Origin of the sequence: Rhizobium mesosinicum (genome assembly GCF_019511345.1) — a bacterium.
Lineage (GTDB): Bacteria > Pseudomonadota > Alphaproteobacteria > Rhizobiales > Rhizobiaceae > Rhizobium > Rhizobium mesosinicum.
Genome location: NZ_JAEUAK010000002.1, coordinates 664,561 through 685,438, shown reverse-complemented (window position 1 = coordinate 685,438; position 20,878 = coordinate 664,561). Strand labels below are relative to the sequence as shown.

At 60.3% G+C, this 20,878-nt stretch carries 26 protein-coding genes and 1 other RNA gene; 11 read left to right on the top strand and 16 right to left on the bottom strand.

Annotation, left to right across the window (positions count from 1 at the left end; translation table 11 throughout):
- Positions 1–4 precede the first annotated feature (4 nt).
- Positions 5–610, bottom strand: coding sequence for a recombination mediator RecR (recR, locus tag JNB85_RS07370; protein ID WP_112542843.1), 606 nt, complete (start codon positions 608–610; stop codon positions 5–7).
- 57 nt (positions 611–667) lie between these two features.
- Here recR and JNB85_RS07365 point away from each other — a divergent pair, with 57 nt between their 5' ends.
- Positions 668–1,285 (top strand): MOSC domain-containing protein, encoded by a 618-nt coding sequence (locus tag JNB85_RS07365; protein WP_220333680.1) that lies wholly within the window; start codon positions 668–670, stop codon positions 1,283–1,285.
- A gap of 1 nt (position 1,286) precedes the next feature.
- Here the strand turns inward: JNB85_RS07365 and JNB85_RS07360 are convergent, their stop codons facing one another.
- From JNB85_RS07360 to ffs, 4 genes are all read right to left on the bottom strand, one after another.
- The gene (locus tag JNB85_RS07360) at positions 1,287–1,898 is read right to left on the bottom strand and encodes a LysE family translocator (RefSeq protein ID WP_220333748.1); all 612 of its coding nucleotides are present in this window, start codon (positions 1,896–1,898) and stop codon (positions 1,287–1,289) included.
- 53 nt (positions 1,899–1,951) lie between these two features.
- The gene (locus JNB85_RS07355) at positions 1,952–2,275 is read right to left on the bottom strand and encodes a YbaB/EbfC family nucleoid-associated protein (protein WP_007813855.1); all 324 of its coding nucleotides are present in this window, start codon (positions 2,273–2,275) and stop codon (positions 1,952–1,954) included.
- A gap of 19 nt (positions 2,276–2,294) precedes the next feature.
- Positions 2,295–4,163 (bottom strand): DNA polymerase III subunit gamma/tau, encoded by a 1,869-nt coding sequence (locus JNB85_RS07350; protein ID WP_220333679.1) that lies wholly within the window; start codon positions 4,161–4,163, stop codon positions 2,295–2,297.
- A gap of 43 nt (positions 4,164–4,206) precedes the next feature.
- An RNA gene (gene ffs, locus JNB85_RS07345) (signal recognition particle sRNA small type) lies at positions 4,207–4,303 on the bottom strand.
- Between the two features lie 89 nt (positions 4,304–4,392).
- Between ffs and JNB85_RS07340 the strand changes: the two genes are divergently transcribed.
- The 5 genes from JNB85_RS07340 to JNB85_RS07320 all read left to right on the top strand — a co-directional run bounded on the left by JNB85_RS07340 (position 4,393) and on the right by JNB85_RS07320 (position 7,311).
- Positions 4,393–4,803 carry an HIT family protein gene (locus JNB85_RS07340; RefSeq protein ID WP_220333678.1) on the top strand — a complete coding sequence of 137 codons (411 nt, stop codon included), beginning with the start codon at positions 4,393–4,395 and terminating at the stop codon, positions 4,801–4,803.
- Positions 4,800–5,759, top strand: a complete 960-nt coding sequence (gene nudC, locus JNB85_RS07335; protein WP_220333677.1) for an NAD(+) diphosphatase — start codon at positions 4,800–4,802, stop codon at positions 5,757–5,759. The genes JNB85_RS07340 and nudC overlap by 4 nt, the downstream gene beginning before the upstream one ends.
- 61 nt (positions 5,760–5,820) lie before the next feature.
- A complete protein-coding gene (locus JNB85_RS07330) occupies positions 5,821–6,516 on the top strand; it encodes a helix-turn-helix transcriptional regulator (protein ID WP_220333747.1) in 696 nt (231 codons plus the stop codon).
- 70 nt (positions 6,517–6,586) lie between these two features.
- The gene (locus tag JNB85_RS07325; RefSeq protein WP_220333752.1) at positions 6,587–6,808 is read left to right on the top strand and encodes a hypothetical protein; all 222 of its coding nucleotides are present in this window, start codon (positions 6,587–6,589) and stop codon (positions 6,806–6,808) included.
- 134 nt (positions 6,809–6,942) lie between these two features.
- Positions 6,943–7,311: a VOC family protein gene (locus JNB85_RS07320; protein WP_025669404.1), complete on the top strand. Its 369-nt coding sequence runs from the start codon at positions 6,943–6,945 to the stop codon at positions 7,309–7,311.
- 56 nt (positions 7,312–7,367) lie between these two features.
- On the opposite strand, the gene JNB85_RS07315 is transcribed toward JNB85_RS07320, so the two are convergent.
- Positions 7,368–8,222, bottom strand: a complete 855-nt coding sequence (locus JNB85_RS07315) for a prephenate dehydratase (protein ID WP_007813868.1) — start codon at positions 8,220–8,222, stop codon at positions 7,368–7,370.
- 11 nt (positions 8,223–8,233) lie between these two features.
- A complete protein-coding gene (locus JNB85_RS07310; protein ID WP_220333676.1) occupies positions 8,234–8,989 on the bottom strand; it encodes a 3-deoxy-manno-octulosonate cytidylyltransferase in 756 nt (251 codons plus the stop codon).
- A 154-nt stretch (positions 8,990–9,143) separates the two neighbouring features.
- Between JNB85_RS07310 and JNB85_RS07305 the strand changes: the two genes are divergently transcribed.
- Entirely contained in the window at positions 9,144–9,716 is a 573-nt protein-coding gene (locus JNB85_RS07305; RefSeq protein ID WP_220333675.1) for a c-type cytochrome, read from the top strand.
- Between the two features lie 55 nt (positions 9,717–9,771).
- On the opposite strand, the gene JNB85_RS07300 is transcribed toward JNB85_RS07305, so the two are convergent.
- Entirely contained in the window at positions 9,772–10,719 is a 948-nt protein-coding gene (locus JNB85_RS07300) for an AEC family transporter (protein ID WP_220333674.1), read from the bottom strand.
- Between the two features lie 52 nt (positions 10,720–10,771).
- Here JNB85_RS07300 and JNB85_RS07295 point away from each other — a divergent pair, with 52 nt between their 5' ends.
- Both JNB85_RS07295 and JNB85_RS07290 read left to right on the top strand, forming a co-directional pair.
- On the top strand, positions 10,772–10,996 hold the full coding sequence (locus tag JNB85_RS07295; RefSeq protein ID WP_220333673.1) for a hypothetical protein: 225 nt from the start codon (positions 10,772–10,774) through the stop codon (positions 10,994–10,996).
- A gap of 128 nt (positions 10,997–11,124) precedes the next feature.
- Positions 11,125–12,117 carry an adenosine kinase gene (locus JNB85_RS07290; protein ID WP_220333672.1) on the top strand — a complete coding sequence of 331 codons (993 nt, stop codon included), beginning with the start codon at positions 11,125–11,127 and terminating at the stop codon, positions 12,115–12,117.
- On the opposite strand, the gene JNB85_RS07285 is transcribed toward JNB85_RS07290, so the two are convergent.
- Positions 12,110–12,649, bottom strand: coding sequence for an SH3 domain-containing protein (locus tag JNB85_RS07285; protein ID WP_220333671.1), 540 nt, complete (start codon positions 12,647–12,649; stop codon positions 12,110–12,112). The genes JNB85_RS07290 and JNB85_RS07285 overlap by 8 nt on opposite strands.
- 177 nt (positions 12,650–12,826) lie before the next feature.
- Here JNB85_RS07285 and JNB85_RS07280 point away from each other — a divergent pair, with 177 nt between their 5' ends.
- Entirely contained in the window at positions 12,827–13,828 is a 1,002-nt protein-coding gene (locus tag JNB85_RS07280; protein ID WP_025669410.1) for a 2-hydroxyacid dehydrogenase, read from the top strand.
- Between the two features lie 19 nt (positions 13,829–13,847).
- Here the strand turns inward: JNB85_RS07280 and JNB85_RS07275 are convergent, their stop codons facing one another.
- The 4 genes from JNB85_RS07275 to JNB85_RS07260 all read right to left on the bottom strand — a co-directional run bounded on the left by JNB85_RS07275 (position 13,848) and on the right by JNB85_RS07260 (position 16,682).
- Positions 13,848–14,321: a GNAT family N-acetyltransferase gene (locus tag JNB85_RS07275; RefSeq protein WP_220333670.1), complete on the bottom strand. Its 474-nt coding sequence runs from the start codon at positions 14,319–14,321 to the stop codon at positions 13,848–13,850.
- A complete protein-coding gene (locus JNB85_RS07270) occupies positions 14,318–15,142 on the bottom strand; it encodes a molybdopterin-synthase adenylyltransferase MoeB (protein WP_220333669.1) in 825 nt (274 codons plus the stop codon). Before JNB85_RS07270 ends, JNB85_RS07275 begins: the two co-directional genes overlap by 4 nt.
- Positions 15,139–16,263 carry a DNA replication/repair protein RecF gene (gene recF, locus JNB85_RS07265; RefSeq protein ID WP_220333668.1) on the bottom strand — a complete coding sequence of 375 codons (1,125 nt, stop codon included), beginning with the start codon at positions 16,261–16,263 and terminating at the stop codon, positions 15,139–15,141. The genes JNB85_RS07270 and recF overlap by 4 nt, the downstream gene beginning before the upstream one ends.
- A gap of 122 nt (positions 16,264–16,385) precedes the next feature.
- Positions 16,386–16,682, bottom strand: a complete 297-nt coding sequence (locus JNB85_RS07260; protein WP_220333667.1) for a hypothetical protein — start codon at positions 16,680–16,682, stop codon at positions 16,386–16,388.
- 168 nt (positions 16,683–16,850) lie between these two features.
- Here JNB85_RS07260 and JNB85_RS07255 point away from each other — a divergent pair, with 168 nt between their 5' ends.
- Positions 16,851–17,216: a helix-turn-helix domain-containing protein gene (locus tag JNB85_RS07255; RefSeq protein ID WP_220333666.1), complete on the top strand. Its 366-nt coding sequence runs from the start codon at positions 16,851–16,853 to the stop codon at positions 17,214–17,216.
- Positions 17,217–17,249: 33 nt separating this feature from the next.
- On the opposite strand, the gene JNB85_RS07250 is transcribed toward JNB85_RS07255, so the two are convergent.
- The 3 genes from JNB85_RS07250 to dnaK form a co-directional block, all read right to left on the bottom strand.
- The gene (locus tag JNB85_RS07250) at positions 17,250–17,456 is read right to left on the bottom strand and encodes a hypothetical protein (protein ID WP_220333665.1); all 207 of its coding nucleotides are present in this window, start codon (positions 17,454–17,456) and stop codon (positions 17,250–17,252) included.
- Between the two features lie 205 nt (positions 17,457–17,661).
- The gene (gene dnaJ, locus JNB85_RS07245) at positions 17,662–18,804 is read right to left on the bottom strand and encodes a molecular chaperone DnaJ (protein WP_220333664.1); all 1,143 of its coding nucleotides are present in this window, start codon (positions 18,802–18,804) and stop codon (positions 17,662–17,664) included.
- Between the two features lie 82 nt (positions 18,805–18,886).
- Entirely contained in the window at positions 18,887–20,797 is a 1,911-nt protein-coding gene (dnaK, locus tag JNB85_RS07240) for a molecular chaperone DnaK (protein ID WP_220333663.1), read from the bottom strand.
- Positions 20,798–20,878: the final 81 nt, after the last annotated feature.

Below are 20,878 nucleotides of genomic sequence, written 5' to 3'. Positions count from 1 at the left end.
CCCCCTAAATTGCCGTCCGCGCTCGAAGCGCCGCCGACAGCGTGCCCTCGTCGAGATAATCGAGTTCACCTCCCACGGGTACGCCATGCGCGAGCCGCGTGATCTTCACGTTGAGATCCGCAAGCTGATCAGTGATGTAATGCGCCGTCGTCTGCCCTTCGACAGTCGCATTGACGGCGATAATGATTTCCTTGATGCCGCCTTCGCCGACCCGGTTGATCAGTCCGCGAATATTGAGATCGTCAGGGCCGACTCCGTCAAGCGGCGAGAGCGTGCCGCCAAGCACATGATAGGCGGCGTTCAGTGCGCCGGCGCGCTCCAGCGCCCAGAGGTCGGAGACATCCTCGACGACGATGATGACGGACTGGTCGCGCTGCGCATCGGTGCAGACCGTGCAGGGATCGACCGTATCGACATTGCCGCAGCGCGAGCAGATCTTCACCTTGTCATAGGCCTCGCCCATCGCATGGGAGAGAGGGCCGAGCAGCTGGTCTTTCTTCTTGATCAGATGCAGCGCCGCTCGCCGCGCCGAGCGCGGCCCAAGGCCCGGCACTTTCGCCAGAAGCTGGATCAGTTTTTCGATTTCGGGGCCGGTGACTCGCTTTGCCATGTGCCGTTCTTAACTGATATGGAACGAAAACGGAATCACGGAAGGATCGCTGAAACCATGAAAATCCTCGCCGTCTGCCGCGGCTCTGCCCAGAGGCTGCCGGGTAAGAACTACAAGACCGGTATCTTCAAGCATGCCGTCACCGGCGGCGTCATGATCGATGCCGAAGGCCTCGTCGGCGATGCCATTTGCAACAGGAAACATCACGGCGGGGTTGATCAGGCCGTTTATCTGGAAGGTTCTATCAGCCTCGGCTGGTGGGCGAACGAACTCGGCCGCCCTGTCGAGCCCGGCACCTTCGGCGAGAATCTCGTCATCGAAGGATTGGATAACCGTGATGCAGCGGTGGGGGACCGCCTCATCGTCGGCGAGCTGATCCTTGAAGTGACGTCCTGCCGCATCCCCTGCGCCACGTTCGCCGCCAGGATGAACGATCCGAAATTCGTCAAGCGCTATACCAGGGCGGCACGTCCCGGCATCTATTGCCGCGTGATATCAAATGGGATCGTGGAAGTCGGGATGCCGGTCGAGTATGAGCCATTTCCCGGCGCCCCAGTCACGATGCCGGAAATGATGGAAACCTTCGGACGCCGGCTTTCAGCCGCAGACCGCGAGCGCTACCTGGCGGCGCCCGTTCATTACAAGCTGCGAGCCGAGCTGGAAGCACAGCAATAGTTCAGCGCATCGCGATCGTGACGGCGGCCCCTGCCACCGTTCCCGCACTCACCCGATTGGCGATCCGTACCGCGCGCCGGCTCTTCAGGAAACCGCGGGCTTTTGCGGCAAGGAACATCCAGCTGAAATCGACGACAGCCAGAACGACGAACAGCGTGACGACGAGTTCGGCCCAGCCGGCAAGCGACACCGAAGGGATGTCGATGATCGAAGGCAGAAGCGCCACATAAAACATCATGATCTTGGGATTGCCGAGCGCAATCGCCAGGCCGGTGAAAAACATCCGGCCACGCGAACGCTCCTGTGGCAGATCCTCTTCCTCGACATCGGCTCTGGCGAACCACATCCGCCAGGCGAGATAAAGAAGATAGAGCACGCCGAGCCATTTGATGACGACAAAGACGTGGTAGAAGCTTTCGGCGATTGCCGAGAGGCCGGCAATGGCGCAGGTCAGCCAGATCGCATCCCCGGCCCACAGACCGAACAGGAAAGGCAGCACGTCACGTGCGCCCTTCGAGATGACGCGGGCAACGAGCGCCGCAACGCTCGGCCCGGGTGTTCCCGCTGCAATGAAAAGAGCGCCGGCAAAAACCAGCAGCGTCGTCAAGGTCACCATCTCCCGTCTCCTCTTCCGGGATCAATCAACTACCGGAACCATCGGCGAGATCAGAACGGCAGCTTGAAGCCGGGCGGGATCGGCAGGCCGGCCGTGAGCGCCTTGGTCTTTTCGGCGGCGATGGCTTCCGCCTTGTCCTTGGCGTCCTTATGGGCGGCAACGATCAGGTCTTCGAGGATTTCGACATCGTCTTCCTTGAAGAGCGAGGGGTCGATCTTCAGGCTCTTGAGCTCGCCCTTGCCGGAGATGATGACGGTGACGAGCCCGCCGCCTGCCTTGCCTTCGGCAGTCAGCTCGGCGATCTCAGCCTGCATCTGCTCCATCTTGGCCTGCATTTCTTTGACTTTGCCCATCATGCCCATGATGTCGCGCATCGTCTTCTCCTTCTTGAAACTAGAATTCTATGTCGTCGCCGGGCAAGATGTCGCCCTCTTCGGATTCGGCGGCGGCAGGTGGTCTGCCCTCCTCCGCCTCTTCCTCCGGCGTCGGCGCCCGTACGCGTACGTCGATGATCTTGGCGCCCGGAAACTGCGCCAGGATCGCTGCAACGTCGGGATCCTGGCGGGCATCGCTGACGCGTTGTTCCTGCGCCTTGGCTTCCGCCTCCACCATCGTCGGCCCGCCTTCTTCGCGGCTGGTGCTGACGATCCAGTGGATGCCGGTCCATTCCTTGAGCTTGACGGCAAGCTCGTTAAGCAATGTGCCCGGTGCGCCCTCGGTGAGGTTCACATCCAGCCGGCCGGGCTCGATACGCACGGGTCGCACGAAGTTGCGCACCAATGCCTTGAGTTTGACGTCCCGCTTTTCGGCAGCGAGGTCAACGATATCGCCGATCGAATTGACCGGCACGACCGGCTTCGGCACCTCTGACGGCTTGGTTTCAACGCGGCCGATACTCTGCGGCTCCGGATTGGGCACGGCGCGCAGCATGGCGGTTGGCCCCGCGGGCTGTGGCCGCGGTGCCGGCTCCGCAGACCGTGCCGTCACATTCGTCTGGTAGGGAACACGTGTGCTGCCGCCACTACCCGAAGGCGCAGGTGAGGACGGACGTGGCGCGCCGCCTTCATTGGAAAATTCCGCAAGCCGCCGTGCCGCATCCTCCGGCGCTGGCAGATGTGCTGCGTGCGCGAGCCGGATAAGCACCATCTCGGCCGCACCCGCCGTACGCGAAGAGTTTTCCGTCTCTGGAATGCCCTTCAGCAGCATCTGCCAAATCCGTGAAAGCGTGGTAACCGCGACACCTTGCGCAAATTCCGCCGCCTTGGTGCGCTCCACTTCGCTGAGCGAGGGGTCGTTTGCGGCATCAGGCACATATTTCAGCCGCGTCACCAGATGCGTGAAATCGGCAAGATCCGTCAGTACCACGACAGGGTTGGCGCCGGCTTCGTACTGGCTCTGGAATTCATTGAGCGCGCTTGCGACATCCCCGCGCACGATATGCTGGAAGAGGTCGACGATACGGGCGCGGTCGGCAAGGCCGAGCATGCCGCGCACGGCTTCTGCCTGCACCACGCCGCCGCCATGGGCGATCGCCTGATCCATCAGCGACAGACCGTCGCGCGCCGAACCTTCCGCAGCACGCGCAATCATCGCAAGCGCGTCAGGCTCCGCCTCGATGCCTTCCTTGGCGGCGATCGTTGAGAATAGGCCGACGAGATCGGAAGCACTGATACGCCGCAGGTCGAAGCGCTGGCAGCGCGAGAGAACGGTAATTGGAACCTTGCGGATTTCCGTCGTCGCGAAGATGAACTTCACATGCTCCGGCGGCTCCTCAAGCGTCTTCAACAACCCGTTGAAGGCCTGCGTCGACAGCATGTGCACTTCGTCGATGATATAGACCTTGTAACGCGCCGAAACCGGCCGGTAGCGCACCTGCTCGATGATTTCTCTGATGTCGTCGATACCGGTATGCGAGGCGGCATCCATCTCGATCACGTCGACATGGCGGCCTTCCATGATCGCTTGGCAATGCTCGCCAGGCACACGAAGGTCGATCGTCGGCTTGTCGATTTCGGCCGTCTTGTAGTTCAGCGCCCGCGCCAGAATGCGCGCCGTCGTCGTCTTGCCCACTCCGCGCACGCCGGTCAGCATATAGGCCTGCGCGATGCGGCTTGTTTCGAAGGCGTTGGTGAGCGTGCGGACCATCGGCTCCTGGCCGACCATCAGGTCCGTGAAATCCTTGGGGCGGTATTTGCGTGCCAGCACCCGGTATCCGGTGCCCGTCGAGGCGGCATCCTGTGATTGTCGCTCGGTGTCGCTCATCGCCCTGCTAGCGCCCGAAAGCTCGGGCTTCTTGGAAGAGAAGGTGGGAGGCTGGCACGATGACCCGTGCCGGGCTCGTTAGGGCTGCTTCCTTCCGGACCTGACCCGGTTGGCGAGTGGCTCGTCCACCACCAACCTCCCGGATGCACATATCGGCAAAATCATCATCAAAAGCAAGCCAAGCTCCAAAAAAACTGCTAGTCCATTGGAAAACATGAGGAGAATGTCCTTGAGCAATTTCGTGCTCGACCGCAGGCTCGAAAGCGACAGCACCAGTATCATGGTCGCAGGCCTGTGCGATGTCAGGCTGTCGAAGGATGCCCGCTGGCCTTGGCTGATCCTGGTGCCGCGCCGGGCGGATGTTACAGAGATCTTCGAGCTGACGCCGCTTGATCAGGTGCTGCTGACCTTCGAAATCGACCTCGTCTCCGCCGCACTCAAGAAGGTCACCGGTGCCACAAAAATCAATATAGGGGCTCTTGGCAATATCGTCCGCCAGCTTCATGTTCATGTCATTGCGCGTTCCGAAGGCGATGCGAACTGGCCGGGTCCTGTCTGGGGCTTCGGTAGAGCAGAGCCTTACCGGGACGCAGCAAGAAACGAATTGATAGCAAAGCTGCGGGAAGCCCTTTCACTATGAGCCATTCGCTTTTCGATTCGGATATGCCGCATCCGGAACCCAGCAATCTCACCGCTTTTGCCGCCAATGACCTCAACCGTGACAGCGAACATCGCGATGAAGGCTCGGTCGAAAAGGCACTTGCCCGCGAAGGTACGCATATTTTCGCCTTCGCTAAGGATAAGCTGGTGCTCAAGCACGATGGCCAGGTGCTCGATCCTCTCTTTGCCCGCTACGAGTTGCAGGAACTGAAACCGAACTGGGACGAAACCGTACTGCTCGGCTATAGAAAGACCGGCGAACCGCGCCTTGCCGTTCCCGTCGGCATCGATGTCGAGGAGATGGCGAGCCAGTACAAGCCGGTCGACGGCCGCTCGCTCTTCCGCGACGAGCTTGTCGATGAAATGCTGCTCGGCGAGTTCTCGCAAGCTGCGAGCCTGATCCGCTGGAACAGCGACAACCAGTTTTGTGGCCGCTGCGGCTCGGTTATGGAAATCCGCATCGGCGGTTACAAGCGCGTCTGTACCGCCTGCGACCACATGATCTTCCCCCGCACCGACCCCGTCGTCATCATGCTGACGATCGATGAGGAGCGTGATCTCTGCCTGCTCGGCCGCAGCCCGCATTTTGCGCCCGGCATGTATTCCTGTCTGGCGGGCTTCCTGGAGCCCGGCGAAACAATCGAAAATGCCGTTCGCCGTGAGACGCTGGAAGAATCGGGCATCAAGACCGGCCGCATCCGCTACCATGCCTCACAGCCCTGGCCGATGCCGCACTCGCTGATGATCGGCTGCTATGCCGAGGCGAAGTCGCGCGATATCCATCGCGACGAAGCTGAACTTGAGGATTGCCGCTGGTTCACCCGCGAGGAAACCATTGAAATGCTGGAGCGTCCCGGCGTCAACGGCAAGGCGCCGCCGCCGAGAGGCGCGATTGCCCATCGTTTGATGCGCGATTGGGTCGAGTGGAAACGCTGAACAAAGGGTCGGAGCGCACGGATGACCATCACCCGGTCCGGCCTGTCTGCATGAGGATATAATCATGGTCGCCCGCTCCGAACGGCTGCTGACCCTGCTTCAGACGCTCCGGCGCTATCGGCGACCGGTCACCGGCACCGTGTTGGCGGAGGAAACGGGTGTCAGCCTTCGCACGCTCTACCGCGATATCGCGAGCCTTCAGGCGCAGGGCGCCATGATCGAGGGCGAGGCCGGCATAGGCTATGTGCTGAAACCCGGCTTCATGCTGCCGCCGATGATGTTTTCCGAGGAAGAGCTGGAAGCCCTGGTGCTTGGCTCCCGCTGGGTGGCGCGTGCCGCCGAGCCGCGCCTGGCCAATGCCGGCGCTGATGCGCTGGCAAAGATCGCCGCCGTGCTACCGCCCGATATGCGCGATATGGTCGATTCGGCCACACTTTTTGTCGGTCGCAAACGGCAGGATGAGGACAAGGCGGATGTTTCGGCCATCCGCAAGGCGATCCGTCTGGAGCGTATCCTTGAGCTGCACTATGGCGATGAGCAGGGGCGTATCTCCCGCCGCCGTGTCTGGCCGTTCGCGCTCGGCTATTTCGAGCATGTGCGCATCATCATGGCCTGGTGCGAGCTACGCCAGGATTTTCGTCATTTCCGCACCGATCGCATCATCGATATGACGATCCACGACACGCGGTATCCGCGTCGCCGTACCATTCTCCTGAAGGAATGGCGGGACACGCAGGATACCCCGATCGAGCACTAACGCTACTGCCATAAACTGTCAGCAGTAAGCGCTATTATCAGTACCAGTCCAGCAGGAAGGAGTACTGATCATGGGAATGCCTCAAGTCGTTCAATATGCCGGCCGTCGTACTTCCGTCGAAGCCGGAAAAACCCTTCGTTCGCGCCTCGTGCGCCTGTTTGCCGACAGGTTCGATGTCGCATCGTCACGCCGTCCGCGCCTTGATCTTGAGACGATGCCGCAATGGCGCAAGCGCGATCTCGGCATCATGGACGGACAGGATTGGCGCGTCGGCGACGACCTCTTCCGTTAAGCCGCACGCCGGCCTCATCGATATTCCTCCCGGCAACGAAGCGGCGCTGTCTGCAGCGCTGCATTCCGAAAGCTGCTGCCATTTTATGGCAGCAGCTTTCGGCCGGGCATTATTCAACCCCGTGGAGAACTGAAATGGCCAGCCCCAATCTTATTATCCTCTATGTCAAGGATCCCGCTGAAAGCGCCGCTTTCTATCGCAATATTCTGAGCCGCGAGCCGGCCGTGGAGGCACCGAATTTTGTCGCCTTCCCGCTCGACGGCGGCTTCACCCTCGGCCTCTGGCGCCGCAGCAGCGTCGAACCGCAACCCTCTGCCATCGGCAATCGCGGTGAGGTCGCCTTCATGGTCGATGGAGAAAATGCCGTCGCGAGGCACTATGAAGACTGGCGCGGCCGCGGCCTGCCCTTCGCTCAGGATCTGACCGAACTCGACTTCGGCCCGACCTTCGTCGTGCTGGACCCGGATGGGCATCGGCTGCGTGTTTGTGAGCCGGACAAATAAATTAGCAGATCCACAAAGCCTCTCCGGTCAGCTACCGGAGAGGCTTTGGGCAATCGTTACAGAAGTCCCCGCATCGGATGGCCCTTGTAGACGCCGAGGATGCGCACCTTCTCGGAGAAGAAGCGCAGTTCCTCCAGTGCCCGCCGCACATGTGCGTCGTTCGGGTGGCCTTCGATATCGGCATAGAACTGCGTCGCTACAAATTTTCCGCCGAGCTGATAGCTTTCGAGCTTTGTCATGTTGATGTTATTCGTCGCAAAACCGCCGAGCGCCTTGTAGAGAGCTGCCGGAATATTGCGGACGTTGAAGACGAAGGTGGTGACGATCTTCTCGTCGCTGGCGGCGCGCTCTGCCCATTCCTCATCGCGCGACAGCACGACGAAGCGCGTCACATTGTTTTCCGTATCCTCGACATTCTCGGCAATGATATCGAGACCGTAGAGGTCGGCGGCAAGGCGCGGGGCGAGCGCCGCCATCGAGCGGTCGCCGGTTTCCTTGACGAGCTTGGCGGCCCCCGCCGTATCGCCGGCGATCACAGGTTTCCAGCCGTTGGCGCGAACGATCTTGCGGCATTGGCCGAGCGCATGAATATGGCTGTGGACGGTGCGAATCTCGTCCTTCGTCACTCCCGGCAGCACCATGAGCTGAAAGCGGATCGGCATGAAATATTCGCCGATAATGTGCAGGCGTGATTCCGGCAAAAGATGATGGATGTCGGCAACACGGCCCGCGATCGTGTTCTCGATCGGGATCATGCCGATGTCGGCGTCGCCATTATCGACCGCCGTAAAGGCATCCTCGAAGGTCTGACAGGGCAGCGGTTCCATCGTCGGAAACATGTCGCGGCTCGCCATGTCGGAATTGGCGCCGAACTCGCCCTGGAAGGCGATCCTGTTGGTCTTGATATTCATGAGGAAATCCGTCAGTTGGCCTTCGCGGAGAGAATGCGCCGCGCCTTTTCGAGGTCGGCTGGAGTATCGACACCGAGTGGAACCGTGTCAACGATCTCGACATCGATGCGCATACCGGCTTCGAGTGCCCGCAACTGCTCCAGTGATTCGCGCTTTTCGAGCGTCGATGGTCCAAGCGAGACGAAACGCTCGAGCGCGGCGCGTCGGTAGGCATAGAGCCCGATATGGTGATAGAGCGGCCCGTCGCCGTAAGGTGCGGTCGTGCGGGTGAAGTAAAGCGCACGTAGACGGCTGTCGGAGAGCGGTGAAGCAACGACTTTCACAATGTGCGGCGCGGTCTTGTCTTCCTCGTTGTCGATTTCGGTCGTCAGAGTTCCAATATCGACGGCCTCGTTATCGAGCGGGCGCAACGCCGCACGCATGGTTTCGGGGTCGATCGTCGGCAGGTCACCCTGAACGTTCACGACGATTTTCGCTTTCCCATCCGGATCGATCTTTGTCAGCGCCTCGAAAATGCGGTCGGAACCGGACTGGTGGTCCCGTCGTGTCATAACCACTTCAAAGCCCGCGGCGGAAACGGTATCGAAAACCTGCTGGTCGTCGACGGCAACAACCACCCTGCCGATCGCCGCTTCCTGTGCCCGTTTCGCTACCTGTACGATCATCGGCAACCCGCAAATATCGGCCAGTGGCTTGCCCGGAAGGCGGGTGGAAGCCATGCGTGCGGGGATTAGCACAAGCACGTCATCCAATTTTGAATCAGTCATTGTTCGGGCCTTCTAATCCGGGCTGAAAAGTGGCAAAAAGTCTCACGCACAAGACCATTTAGACAGTTGCAACGAATAGCCAAAAGACATAGGTTCCGCGCAATTTCAAGATGGTCCGGTTTATGGTCTGCCGGCTGCAAGGGGAGCATTGCAGATGAATTCATACGTCAATACGGCCGTGGGGGCGCTGCTGGGAACGGTTTTCGTTCTGATGTCGGTCTCCATCGCATCCGAGGGGATCTTCCATTCCGAGGCGCCGGAGAAGGAAGGTTTTGCCATCGTCGCCGAGGAGGCACCCGCCGCCGGCGGTGAAGGTGCGCCTGCTGCCGTTGCCGTTCCGATCGCGCAGCTTCTTGCCAGCGCCGACGCCAAGGCCGGCGAAACCGTATTCAAAAAGTGTCAGTCCTGTCATGACGGCACCAAAGGCGGACCGAATAAAGTCGGTCCGAATCTCTTTGGTGTCGTAGATCGCCCAATCGCCTCGCATGAAGGCTTCGCATATTCTTCCGCCATGAAGGATTTCTCCAAGGGCGGCAGCGAACATTGGACCTTCGAAAACCTCAACAAATTCCTGGCGGCGCCGAAGAAAGACGTCCCGGGCACGGCCATGGGCTTTGCCGGTCTGCCGAAGGATCAGGATCGTGCCAACGTCATCCTCTATCTGCACACGCTGGCAGATTCACCGGCTCCGCTGCCGGATCCGAATGCTCCGGCTGCAACGCAGTAAGAAGCGGCGAATTTTCAAGAAAAAGCCCGGTCTCAAGCTGGGCTTTTTTATTGCCTCAGGCGCCGAGAATATAGGCCCAGAAGGAAACGGTGATCGCGCCGAGCGCCGTAGTCACTGTGATAGTCGAGGCGGCAAGACTGTGCCCGACTCCGAAGCGATTGGCGATCAGCCAGGCATTCACCCCTGTCGGCACCGACGAAGTCAGCACCAGCGCCGCTGCCCACTCGTTGCTAAGGCCGAAAAGATGGCTTGCAGCCCACACGCAGCCAGGCAGCAGAAGCAGCTTGAAGGCCGAGGTCATGCTGGCAATCCCGACATTGCCGGAGACTCCGTATTTCTGCAGCGCCATGCCGAGCGAAATCAATGCCGCCGGACCGGCCGTGCCGGCGATCTGCCCGACGACAGTGCTGATTGTTGACGGCATGGTCAGGCCCGAGACATGAAAGGCGGCGCCTGCTGCGATGCCGATAACCAGCGGGTTGTGCAGCAGGTTCAGGCCGATCTGCTTCAGTACCAGGGTCATGCTGCGGTCGCTCTTGCCGGAGATCTTACGTTCGGCATGTTCCATCATGATCGTGCCTGCCACCATCATGATCGGCAGATGCACGGCAAGCAGGATGGAAAGGGCGACAAGCCCTTCGCTGCCCACGGTGCGCTCGACCAGAGGCAGGCCTATGAAGATGTTGTTGGCGAAAGCGGAGGATACGCCGGCAAGCACGCCGATCCGCTCATCGCGCCCGAAGAAACGCGTGGCGACGAAGTGCCCGGCCGTCCATGTCACCGCGACGCCGGAGAAATAGACGCCCCAGAGCCGGAACGGTGACGCGCCGTGGAAATCGGCCTCGGCGATGGTGCGGAAAAGCAGCAGAGGCACGGCGATCTTGAAGACGAACTCGCTCAAGGCATCGCCGACACTTGCGGTCAGCACGCCGACGCGAACGATCAGCCAGCCGATGAGAATGAGAAGGAAGATCGGGAGAACGTCGAAGATGATGGCTGACATTAACTGCTGCTCTGCGCGGGGATTGCCGAGGTCTAACAGCAAATCGCCAGCCATGACAAATGCCATGGGTGCAATTTCTTTCGCGTCGCAGCAAAAAAAGCGGGCTCGGCCCGCTTTTCCGCATCCGGTCCTGCCGGATACCCGGGTCCGGCACTGCCAGTTCATCCGTGGTCAGCGCCGTTCCGGCAAGACTGAAGAGATCATCTCTCCCTTAGCCCAGCTCTACGAAATACTGCATGCCGGTCTTTCTAACGCTGTTTTTATGCAGGCAAAATGACAAAGGCATGACGAGTGAACGGCAGTTTTGCGAAGAGTTGGAAGGCGGTATGCTGTTTATCCTTTCAATACCGGCAAATTTCGCTAAGACCCATTACCGGCTATCACAAATCCGGGACTTCCCACTTCATGACTAAATTCGATGTTCTGACAGTCGGCAATGCAATCGTCGATATCATCGCCCGTTGCGACGACCAGTTCCTCATTGACAACAAAATCACCAAGGCTGCGATGAACCTCATCGATGCCGAGCGCGCCGAACTACTCTATTCCCGCATGGGTCCGGCACTTGAGGCTTCCGGCGGCAGCGCCGGCAATACGGCTGCAGGCATTGCCAGCCTTGGCGGCAAGGCGGCTTATTTCGGCAAGGTCGCGGAAGACCAGCTCGGCGAGATATTCGTGCATGATATTCGTGCCCAGGGCGTTCACTATCAGACCAAGGCCAAGGGCACGTATCCGCCGACTGCGCGCTCGATGATCTTCGTCACCGATGACGGTGAGCGCTCGATGAACACCTATCTCGGCGCCTGCGTCGAGCTCGGGCCTGAGGATGTCGAAGCAGATGTGGTGGCGCAGGCCAAGGTGACCTATTTCGAAGGTTATCTCTGGGATCCGCCGCGTGCCAAGGAAGCGATTCTGGATTGCGCCCGCATCGCCCACGAGAACGGCCGCGAAATGTCGATGACGCTCTCCGATAGCTTCTGCGTCGATCGTTACCGCGGCGAATTCCTGGATCTGATGCGCTCGGGCAAGGTCGATATCGTCTTCGCCAACCGCCAGGAAGTCCTTTCGCTTTACGAAACCGACGATTTCGAGGAGGCGCTGAACAAGATCGCCAAGGATTGCAAGATCGCAGCCGTGACCGTCAGCGAGGACGGCGCCGTGATCCTGAGGGGCAACGAGCGCCATTACGTCGACGCGATCAAGATCAACGAATTGGTCGATACGACCGGCGCCGGCGATCTCTTCGCCTCAGGCTTCCTCTACGGCTACACGCAGGGCCGTACGCTGGAGGATTGCGGCAAGCTCGGCTGCCTTGCCGCGGGCATCGTCATTCAGCAGATCGGCCCGCGGCCGATGAAGTCACTGTCCGAAGCCGCAAAAGAGGCGGGCCTCATTTAAAGGCTTCGCCCGGATAGGCGCCCCAGATTTCCGACTGCGCCACCCAACCTTCGGCGCCGTCGGTCTTTGCGAAGCACCACTCTCCGCTGCATTCACCGATCGTGATCATCACGCCCGGCTCCAGCTTGGCGACGATGCTGGAAGACGGCTGTGCTTCGCGGCGGAGGTTGACATAGACGCCCTTGCCCTTGCCCTTCATCCACGGCGCGGCGATAGCGGCACGCTGGCCTGACAGCAGCGACTGGTTGACCCAGCCTTCCGTCCCGTCGGCATCGCGGATACGACGCCAGTTGTCGTATTCCTGGATGATTTCGACCGGCAAGCCCGTCTTCAGATACATCCAGGAAACCGCATAATCCGTTCCCGGCCCGATGCGCAGGTTCACGCGCTTGGACTTCAAGGTCACGAAGCGCGGCAGCGGCAGGCCACTCGGCCCCTTGGCCGCCTGGGCTTGCGCAAATTCGATGGTACCCGCCGATACGGCAAAGGCAACCGCCAGGACGAGACAGGACTTCATAACTGTGCGACGCATAGAAGCTTCCGTTGGGTCGAATCCGCAGCAGGCCGCGCCTGCTCGCTTTCCGGGATTCCCCGGCCGCCACACGAGTTTTGTTTGTCTTCGCGTGCGGGTCTGGTAGAAAATGCCCGGAACGGGAAAATGATCGCCCATCTTGGTTAAAGACCTCTAAACAAGGCACTGCAAGCCGCTATGACGACGAAGAAAAAACCGAAGGTCTACATAACCCGCAAGCTGCCCGATGTCGTCGAAACCCGCATGCGCGAGCTCTTCGATGCCGAGTTGAATATCGACGATACGCCGCGATCCGTTCCCGAACTGGTCGAAGCCGTCAGAACCTGCGACGTGCTGGTTCCGACCGTGACCGACCGCATCGATGCGGCTCTCATCGAACAGGCCGGGCCGCAGATGAAGCTGATCGCCAGCTTTTCAAACGGCACCGATCATATCGATGTCGAAGCCGCTGCCCGCAAAGGCATCACTGTCACCAACACCCCGAACGTGCTGACCGATGATACCGCCGATATGACCATGGCGCTGATCCTCGCCGTACCGCGGCGGATCGGCGAAGGTGCGCGCGTGCTGACCGACAGGCCCGGTGAATGGGCCGGCTGGTCTCCGACCTGGATGCTCGGGCGACGTATCCACGGAAAGCGAATCGGCATCGTCGGCATGGGCCGTATCGGCACGGCCGTTGCGCGGCGCGCCAAGGCCTTCGGCCTGTCGATCCATTATCACAACCGCAAGCGCGTCAATCCGGCGACCGAGGACGAGTTGGAGGCGACTTATTGGGAGAGCCTTGACCAGATGCTCGCCCGCGTCGACATCGTCTCGGTCAATTGCCCCTCGACGCCGGCAACCTTCCATCTCTTGTCGGCAAGGCGCCTGGCGCTGCTCCAGCCGACCGCCTATCTCGTCAATACCGCCCGCGGTGACGTGATCGACGAAGCGGCCCTGATCAAATGCTTGCGGGAAGGAAAGATCGCCGGTGCCGGGCTCGATGTTTTCGAGAACGAACCTGTCGTCAATCCGAAGCTGGTAAAGCTTGCCAATGAGGGCAAGGTCGTGCTGCTGCCGCATATGAGCTCGGCGACGATTGAGGGACGTGCGGAGATGGGTGACAAGGTCATCATCAACATCCGCGCCTTCATCGATGGCCATCGACCACCGAATCGGGTGCTGCCGGGCCGGTGACGGCCGGACGCACTCATCTTCAGCCGGCGAGGGCCTTCCGCATTTCGATAAACGTCACCCGCGCAAACCCCGGATGAGATTTCTCCGCGGTCCTCTCAAAGCCCCAGGCTGCGAAGGTCTTGTGATTGCCGAAGAGCTCTATCCGCGTCTCGAGGCGCAAAGCCTGAAGGCCGAGTTCGCGCGCCGTCTCTTCCGCGATCTCAAGCAGGCGCCGGCCAATGCCCTTGCCTTGCGCAGATGGCAGAACCGCAAGTTTTCCGACATAGAGGCAATCTGCCTCCGGGCGCAGGAAAATGCAGCCGGCGAGCTGCCCCGCATTCTCCACGGCATAGGCTATTTCTGCCTTTGCCTTTTCCGCCAGCGATTCCACCGTCAGGCGGCTTGCGGAGGAGGGCGGATCGATGCGGCCCTCCATATAGGCAAAGGATACGAGAATGAGATCAAGCAGCTCGGCCCAGCGGACAAAGCTCTCATCGATGCGAAAAGGAGTCATGCAGTCCTGCTCTGCTTCGCGCCTCGGCGCTTGTAGCGGATCGTATCGAAACGGGCAGACAAGGCGTCATAGAGCAGCAGGCGGCCGACCAGCGGTTCGCCGGCACCCGTAATGAGCTTGATCGCCTCCATGGCCATCAGCGTGCCGATCACGCCAGTCAGTGCGCCAATGATACCAGCCTCCGCGCAGGCCGGGATCAATCCGGCCGGCGGTGCTTCGGGAAAGAGATCACGATATCCGGGATTCTGCGTACCGTCCTCGGCAGCCTCATAGGGTTTCAGCACCGTCAGCGATCCGTCGAAGCGACCGACGGCACCTGTCACAAGCGGGATACGCGCGTCTTCTGCCGCATCGGCGGCCATATAGCGCGTATCGAAATTGTCCGAGCCGTCGATCAGGAGATCGAAGCCGGAAAGGTGCAAACGCGCCCTGTCGGCGGAAAGGCGCTCGGTGAAACGGATGACCTTGATATGCGGGTTCAGCCGAGCGATCGCAATGGCAGCACTTTCCGTCTTCATTTCGCCGATCGTGCCGGAATCGTGGATCACCTGCCGCTGGAGGTTGGAGAGCGAAACGCGGTCGTCATCGGCAATGCCGAGCGTGCCGACGCCAGCGGCCGCCAGATATTGCAGGATCGGCGCGCCGAGCCCTCCGGCGCCTATGACAAGCACCCGCGCGGCCTTCAGCTTCTGCTGGCCGGCGCCGCCGATTTCCGGCAGCAGTATGTGGCGATGATAGCGTGCGATCTCGTCCGGGCTGAGGGGTTCCATGGGCGCGATGCTATCACGCTGTAAACCGTCAGGAGAAGCGCGATCGCTCATTCGAAAACCCTTCCGTCCGCAACCGTGAAAAATTGTGCCCGCTCGCCAAGCGCCGCAAACATCTGACGATCCGTTCCCGTCATGAAGGCTTGGCCGCCAAGCCCGTCTATGAGGTCGAACAGTGCGGCGCGACGTCCCTCGTCAAGATGGGCGGCAATCTCGTCCAGGAGCAGAACCGGCGCATGGCCGGTAAGGTTGCCGACGAGCCGTGCATGGGCAAGCACAAGGCCCACCAGCAGGGCCTTCTGTTCGCCGGTGGAGCAGCGGGCCGCTTCCATCTGCTTCTCGCGATGATGCACGATGAGATCGGCGCGATGCGGCCCCTCCAGCGTTCGTCCGGCGCCGGCATCGCGGTACCGGTTGGCGGCGAGCGTTGCCGCATACTCATCTTCCAGATCGACCGAGGGTCGGGAGAATTGGTCATCCATGAAGCCCGAGAGCTGCAGCGATGCTGATGGGAAGGGGGAGGTCTCGCGGCTTTCCTCGATGAGCCGTGTCAGAAGTCCGAGCATTTCCTGTCGGGCGAGCGCCATGGCAATGCCGAGGCTTGCCATCTGCTCCTCGATGCCGGAAAGCCAGGAAGGGTCGAAGCGGCCTTCGTCGAGCAGTTTATTGCGGCTGCGCATGGCGCGCTCGAAGTCGCTCGCCCGCCTGCCATGCTCGGGATCGAGCGAGAGCACAAGCCGGTCGAGGAGCCGCCGGCGGTCGGACGAGCCGCCGGTAAAAAGCCCGTCCATTGCCGGCGTCAGCCAGAGCACGCGAAGATGGTCCGTCAGCTCGTCAACCGTCTTTGCCGTCGTTCCGTTGATGCGCAGCCGGCGCGCCGTCGCCTCGTCGCTGGCATCAATCCCCGTGCCGATCTCGACAACGCCTTCCATACCGTCGAGTTCGGCAAAGATCGAAAATCCGCCCGCAGCACCGACGCGGGTGATATCGCCATAGGCGGCGCGGCGCAGCCCGCGTCCCGGCGATAGGAAGGAGACCGCCTCCATCAGGTTGGTCTTGCCGGCACCGTTGTCGCCGGTCAGCACCACGTGCCGCCCGTCAAGGGCAAGCGACGCCGACGCATAATTGCGAAAGTCGGTCAATTTCAGACGGGCAAAGGCAACCTTGTGCGGCATCGGATATCCGGAAACATCAAGGCTGACAGTCGGAGCCTTTCCTGTTCAGAATGAATCAATCTGACCAGGAAGGCTCTATGCCGAAGCGCTAAGGATATCAAGGCCGAGAGCCGTTTCGGCTGTCAATGCCTGCAAGGGATGGGCGACTCGAGCTGTGCCTCGGCCTCCGCAATTGCCTTTTCTATCCACGGCCGGTCTTCGATCGAGCTGCGCAAGGATTTCAATGAATCGATCATCATCGTCAATTTCTGGCGGCGCATATCGATGACGATACTGTCGTCACCAGATTTCCCGGAGAGGGCGGATGTCATACGGGACTCGAAGCCTCTTGTCTGACCGCTAAGATGGGGGTTCAGGCGCTGGTAACTATCGCCATATGGAGTGAAATCAACTACAGGCTGTTGAACTTTTTGCAACATCGCCGGTAGGTCATCAAACGCTAATTAGAAGTTGCAGATCCGCGAGGCGGACAGCGATTGAGGCGACGTAATGCCCAAAAAAAGTCGGTTGAAATTTGCAACTTGTGGATTGAGATATTCAGCTGACGCTATATGGTAAATACGGGTTTACCGGGAGAGAGTGCAGCAGTGCCAGATCCGATTGATATCATTGTCGGCCGCAACGTGAGACAGCTTCGCGCCCGCCGACGTGTTTCTCAGCTGGAGCTCGGCGAAGCGCTTGGCCTTACATTCCAGCAGATCCAAAAATACGAGAAGGGGACGAACCGCGTCTCTGCCAGCAAGCTGCATCAGATAGCAGTCTTCCTTGGGGTCGATATTTCCGAGCTATTTGAGGGTACGGGAATTTCTCAGTTTACCAACCGCGTCGAGCTGAGCCCCGAGGCCTATGAATTGGCGGTCAGCTTTGACAGGTTGAGCTCGATTGCGGGCAAGCAGGCGGTCAAGACAATCCTCAACCTCATGTGCGGTCAGGCAGCCGAAAACGCCGCTTGATGCGTCGCACATATGCTTGAAGTCGACCGGATTTCAGTGAAGCTCGCGCTCGTGCAAAGCGACGAGCAGGGCGTCCTGCGTCTGATGGCCGGCGTGGTAGAGGTCGATCGCGATGCTGGCGATCGAAAGACCCTGCTGGCTGCGAAGCTTGATGTTGTGCTCGGCACACCATGAATAGAGCGCACCTGCCAGTGCATCGACCTCTTCGGACAGACTATTTGAAAAACTCGTTGCCGACATGGAAATACCCTCTGTTGTCCCGGACTGCGGGCCAAAGACAGTATGGATTTCAGGAACTTGCAAGCGTCATCGGATCTGTGCGTTAACACAAGACATCTGCGTTTCGATCCACGTCCCGACCCGAGACAGCTGTCCTGAATTGAAGCATGCATGAAAAGAGCCGGAGGCGGCACTCCGGCTTTTGTAACCGTGACGGATATCGAACTCAGCCCTCGAAGAATTCCTTCATCCGGGCAAAGAAGCCCGTCGATTCCGGATTGTTCTCCTTGGAGGAGAGCTGCTCGAATTCCTGTAGAAGCTCGCGCTGGCGCTTCGAAAGCTTCTGCGGCGTCTCGATCTGGATCTGGATATAGAGATCGCCCGTCTGGCTGGAGCGCAGTACCGGCATCCCCTTGCCCTTCAGGCGGAATTGCTTGCCGGCCTGCGTGCCCTCGGGAACGGTGACGCGCGACTTCGTGCCATCGAGAGTCGCGACATCGAAGGTGCCCCCGAGCGCTGCCGTCGTCATGGAGATCGGCACGGCGCAATAGAGGTCGGCTCCGTCGCGCTGATAGAACTCATGCGGCTTCACCGACAGGAAGATATAGAGATCGCCCGCCGGGCCGCCGCGCGTGCCGGCTTCGCCTTCGCCCTGGAGGCGAATACGGGTACCATCCTCGATACCGGCAGGGATGTTGACGGAGAGCGAACGCTCTTCGGTCACACGGCCCTGGCCGTGACACTTCGGGCACGGGTCCGGAATGATCTGGCCGCGGCCGTGGCAGGTCGGGCAGGTGCGTTCAATCGAGAAGAAACCCTGCGCTGCGCGCACGCGGCCCGAGCCCTGGCAGGTGCCGCAGGTCTTCGGCTGAGTGCCCGGCTTGGCGCCGGACCCGGAACAGACGTCGCAGGTGATCGAGGTCGGCACGCGGATCTGCGCCGTCTTGCCGGAAAAGGCCTCTTCCAGCGAGATTTCCATATTGTAGCGAAGGTCGGCGCCGCGTTCGCGGCCGCCCGAAGAGCGCTGCCGTCCGCGGCCTCCGCCCATCATCTCGCCGAAAATATCCTCGAAGATATCGGAGAAGCCGCCACCGGCAAAACCACCGCCGCCGCCGAAGCCGCCGGGACCACCCATACCGCCATGTTCGAAAGCCGCATGGCCGTAACGGTCGTAGGCCGCGCGCTTCTGCGGGTCCTTCAGCGTTTCGTAGGCTTCGTTGATTTCCTTGAACTTGCGTTCGGCGTCTTTGTCATCCGGGTTCTTATCCGGATGGTATTTCATTGCCAGCTTGCGGAAGGCGCTTTTCAGCTCTTTCTCATCCGCCGTCTTGGCTACACCCAGAGTTTCGTAAAAGTCCGCTTTTGCCAATTTAAGCCCCGGAAATGGATTTCCGGCTGCCGTGGTGAGCAGCCGGATGTCTATCGTCTAGCGTTGACCGACAGCCCGCTGATTAGGCGGATTTCTTGCGGTCGTCGTCCTTGACTTCTTCATAGTCGGCATCGACGACGTTGTCGTCCTCAGCCGAGGCTTCGGCCGTGCCGCCTTCGGCCTGCTGGGCTTCATAGATCGCCTGGCCGAGCTTCATGGAAACCTCCATGAGAGTCTGGGTCTTGGCCTTGATGTCTTCGGCGTCGGCTTCAGTTGCTTCGGTCGCGGACTTCAGAGCGGCAATCGCATCGGAAATTGCGGTGCGGTCGGCTTCGGAAACCTTGTCACCGTAATCCTTGAGCGACTTTTCCGTGGAGTGGATCAGGCTTTCGGCCTGGTTCTTGGCTTCCACACCTTCGCGGCGCTTCTTGTCTTCGGCAGCATGCGATTCGGCATCCTTGACCATCTTTTCGATGTCGGCGTCGGAAAGACCGCCGGAGGCCTGGATGCGAATCTGCTGTTCCTTGCCGGTGCCCTTGTCCTTGGCCGAAACCTGCACGATGCCGTTCGCGTCGATGTCGAAGGTGACTTCGATCTGCGGAACGCCGCGCGGCGCCGGCGGCAGGCCGACGAGGTCGAACTGGCCGAGCAGCTTGTTGTCGGCAGCCATTTCACGCTCGCCCTGCGAGACGCGGATGGTGACGGCCTGCTGGTTGTCGTCGGCGGTCGAGAATGTCTGGCTCTTCTTCGTCGGGATCGTCGTGTTGCGTTCGATCAGACGGGTAAAGACGCCACCGAGCGTTTCGATGCCGAGAGACAGCGGGGTTACGTCGAGAAGCAGAACGTCCTTGACGTCGCCCTGGAGAACGCCGGCCTGGATGGCAGCGCCGAGAGCGACGACTTCATCCGGGTTGACGCCCTTGTGCGGTTCCTTGCCGAACAGCTGCTTGACGACTTCCTGGACCTTCGGCATGCGGCTCATACCACCGACGAGAACGACTTCGTCGATTTCGGCAGCGGTGACACCGGCATCCTTGAGGGCGGCCTTGCACGGAGCGATCGTGCGCTGGACGAGATCGTCGACCAGGCTTTCGAGCTTGGCGCGGGTCAGCTTCAGCGTCAGGTGCTTCGGGCCTGAGGCGTCAGCCGTGATGAACGGCAGGTTGATTTCGGTCTGCTGCGAAGAGGACAGCTCGATCTTTGCCTTTTCGGCAGCTTCCTTGAGGCGCTGCAGGGCGAGCTTGTCGTTCTTCAGGTCGATACCGTTGTCCTTCTTGAACTCGGCAACGAGATATTCGACGAGGCGCATGTCGAAGTCTTCACCGCCGAGGAACGTATCGCCGTTGGTGGACTTCACTTCGAAGACGCCGTCGCCGATCTCGAGGATCGAAATATCGAAGGTGCCGCCGCCAAGGTCGTAGACAGCGATCGTCTTGCCGTCCTTCTTGTCGAGGCCATAGGCGAGAGCTGCAGCGGTCGGCTCGTTGATGATGCGGAGCACTTCAAGACCAGCGATCTTGCCGGCATCCTTGGTTGCCTGGCGCTGCGCGTCGTTGAAGTAAGCAGGAACGGTGATGACGGCCTTCTCGACCTTTTCACCGAGATAGGATTCGGCGGTTTCCTTCATCTTCTGAAGGATCATCGCGGAAATCTGTGCCGGGGAGTAGCCCTTGCCGTTGGCTTCGACCCAGGCGTCGCCATTGTCGCCCTTGACGATAGAGAAGGGAACGAGGTGCTTGTCCTTCTCGACGGTCGGATCTTCGTAACGGCGGCCGATGAGGCGCTTTACGGCGAAGAGCGTGTTCGTGGGGTTGGTGACCGCCTGGCGCTTGGCAGGCTGGCCGACGAGGCGTTCGCCGTCATCGGAAAATGCCACCATGGAAGGGGTCGTGCGGGCGCCTTCCGCATTCTCGATGACCTTTGCGTCCTTGCCGTCCATGACTGCGACGCAGGAATTTGTGGTTCCAAGGTCGATACCAATTACTTTTGCCATGTCATTCTCTCCTTGAAGCAAGCTGTCGGAACCCCGGTAAGGCATTTCCCTGACAGCCCCTTACGGGATGGGTCTACTAAG

What these genes read in the sequence shown, in the direction of transcription:
- JNB85_RS07290 (WP_220333672.1), top strand. Translation starts at nt 11,125, where the DNA reads ATGACTAAATTCGATGTTCTGACAGTCGGCAATGCAATCGTCGATATC.
- JNB85_RS07365 (WP_220333680.1), top strand. Translation starts at nt 668, where the DNA reads ATGAAAATCCTCGCCGTCTGCCGCGGCTCTGCCCAGAGGCTGCCGGGT.
- JNB85_RS07310 (WP_220333676.1), bottom strand. Translation starts at nt 8,989, where the DNA reads ATGACTGATTCAAAATTGGATGACGTGCTTGTGCTAATCCCCGCACGC.
- recR (WP_112542843.1), bottom strand. Translation starts at nt 610, where the DNA reads ATGGCAAAGCGAGTCACCGGCCCCGAAATCGAAAAACTGATCCAGCTT.
- JNB85_RS07250 (WP_220333665.1), bottom strand. Translation starts at nt 17,456, where the DNA reads ATGTCGGCAACGAGTTTTTCAAATAGTCTGTCCGAAGAGGTCGATGCA.
- JNB85_RS07270 (WP_220333669.1), bottom strand. Translation starts at nt 15,142, where the DNA reads ATGAGCGATCGCGCTTCTCCTGACGGTTTACAGCGTGATAGCATCGCG.
- JNB85_RS07355 (WP_007813855.1), bottom strand. Translation starts at nt 2,275, where the DNA reads ATGCGCGACATCATGGGCATGATGGGCAAAGTCAAAGAAATGCAGGCC.
- JNB85_RS07315 (WP_007813868.1), bottom strand. Translation starts at nt 8,222, where the DNA reads ATGAATATCAAGACCAACAGGATCGCCTTCCAGGGCGAGTTCGGCGCC.
- JNB85_RS07300 (WP_220333674.1), bottom strand. Translation starts at nt 10,719, where the DNA reads ATGTCAGCCATCATCTTCGACGTTCTCCCGATCTTCCTTCTCATTCTC.
- JNB85_RS07350 (WP_220333679.1), bottom strand. Translation starts at nt 4,163, where the DNA reads ATGAGCGACACCGAGCGACAATCACAGGATGCCGCCTCGACGGGCACC.
- JNB85_RS07275 (WP_220333670.1), bottom strand. Translation starts at nt 14,321, where the DNA reads ATGACTCCTTTTCGCATCGATGAGAGCTTTGTCCGCTGGGCCGAGCTG.
- JNB85_RS07260 (WP_220333667.1), bottom strand. Translation starts at nt 16,682, where the DNA reads ATGTTGCAAAAAGTTCAACAGCCTGTAGTTGATTTCACTCCATATGGC.
- JNB85_RS07295 (WP_220333673.1), top strand. Translation starts at nt 10,772, where the DNA reads ATGACAAATGCCATGGGTGCAATTTCTTTCGCGTCGCAGCAAAAAAAG.
- dnaK (WP_220333663.1), bottom strand. Translation starts at nt 20,797, where the DNA reads ATGGCAAAAGTAATTGGTATCGACCTTGGAACCACAAATTCCTGCGTC.
- JNB85_RS07280 (WP_025669410.1), top strand. Translation starts at nt 12,827, where the DNA reads ATGACGACGAAGAAAAAACCGAAGGTCTACATAACCCGCAAGCTGCCC.
- JNB85_RS07325 (WP_220333752.1), top strand. Translation starts at nt 6,587, where the DNA reads ATGGGAATGCCTCAAGTCGTTCAATATGCCGGCCGTCGTACTTCCGTC.
- JNB85_RS07305 (WP_220333675.1), top strand. Translation starts at nt 9,144, where the DNA reads ATGAATTCATACGTCAATACGGCCGTGGGGGCGCTGCTGGGAACGGTT.
- JNB85_RS07285 (WP_220333671.1), bottom strand. Translation starts at nt 12,649, where the DNA reads ATGCGTCGCACAGTTATGAAGTCCTGTCTCGTCCTGGCGGTTGCCTTT.
- recF (WP_220333668.1), bottom strand. Translation starts at nt 16,263, where the DNA reads ATGCCGCACAAGGTTGCCTTTGCCCGTCTGAAATTGACCGACTTTCGC.
- JNB85_RS07320 (WP_025669404.1), top strand. Translation starts at nt 6,943, where the DNA reads ATGGCCAGCCCCAATCTTATTATCCTCTATGTCAAGGATCCCGCTGAA.
- nudC (WP_220333677.1), top strand. Translation starts at nt 4,800, where the DNA reads ATGAGCCATTCGCTTTTCGATTCGGATATGCCGCATCCGGAACCCAGC.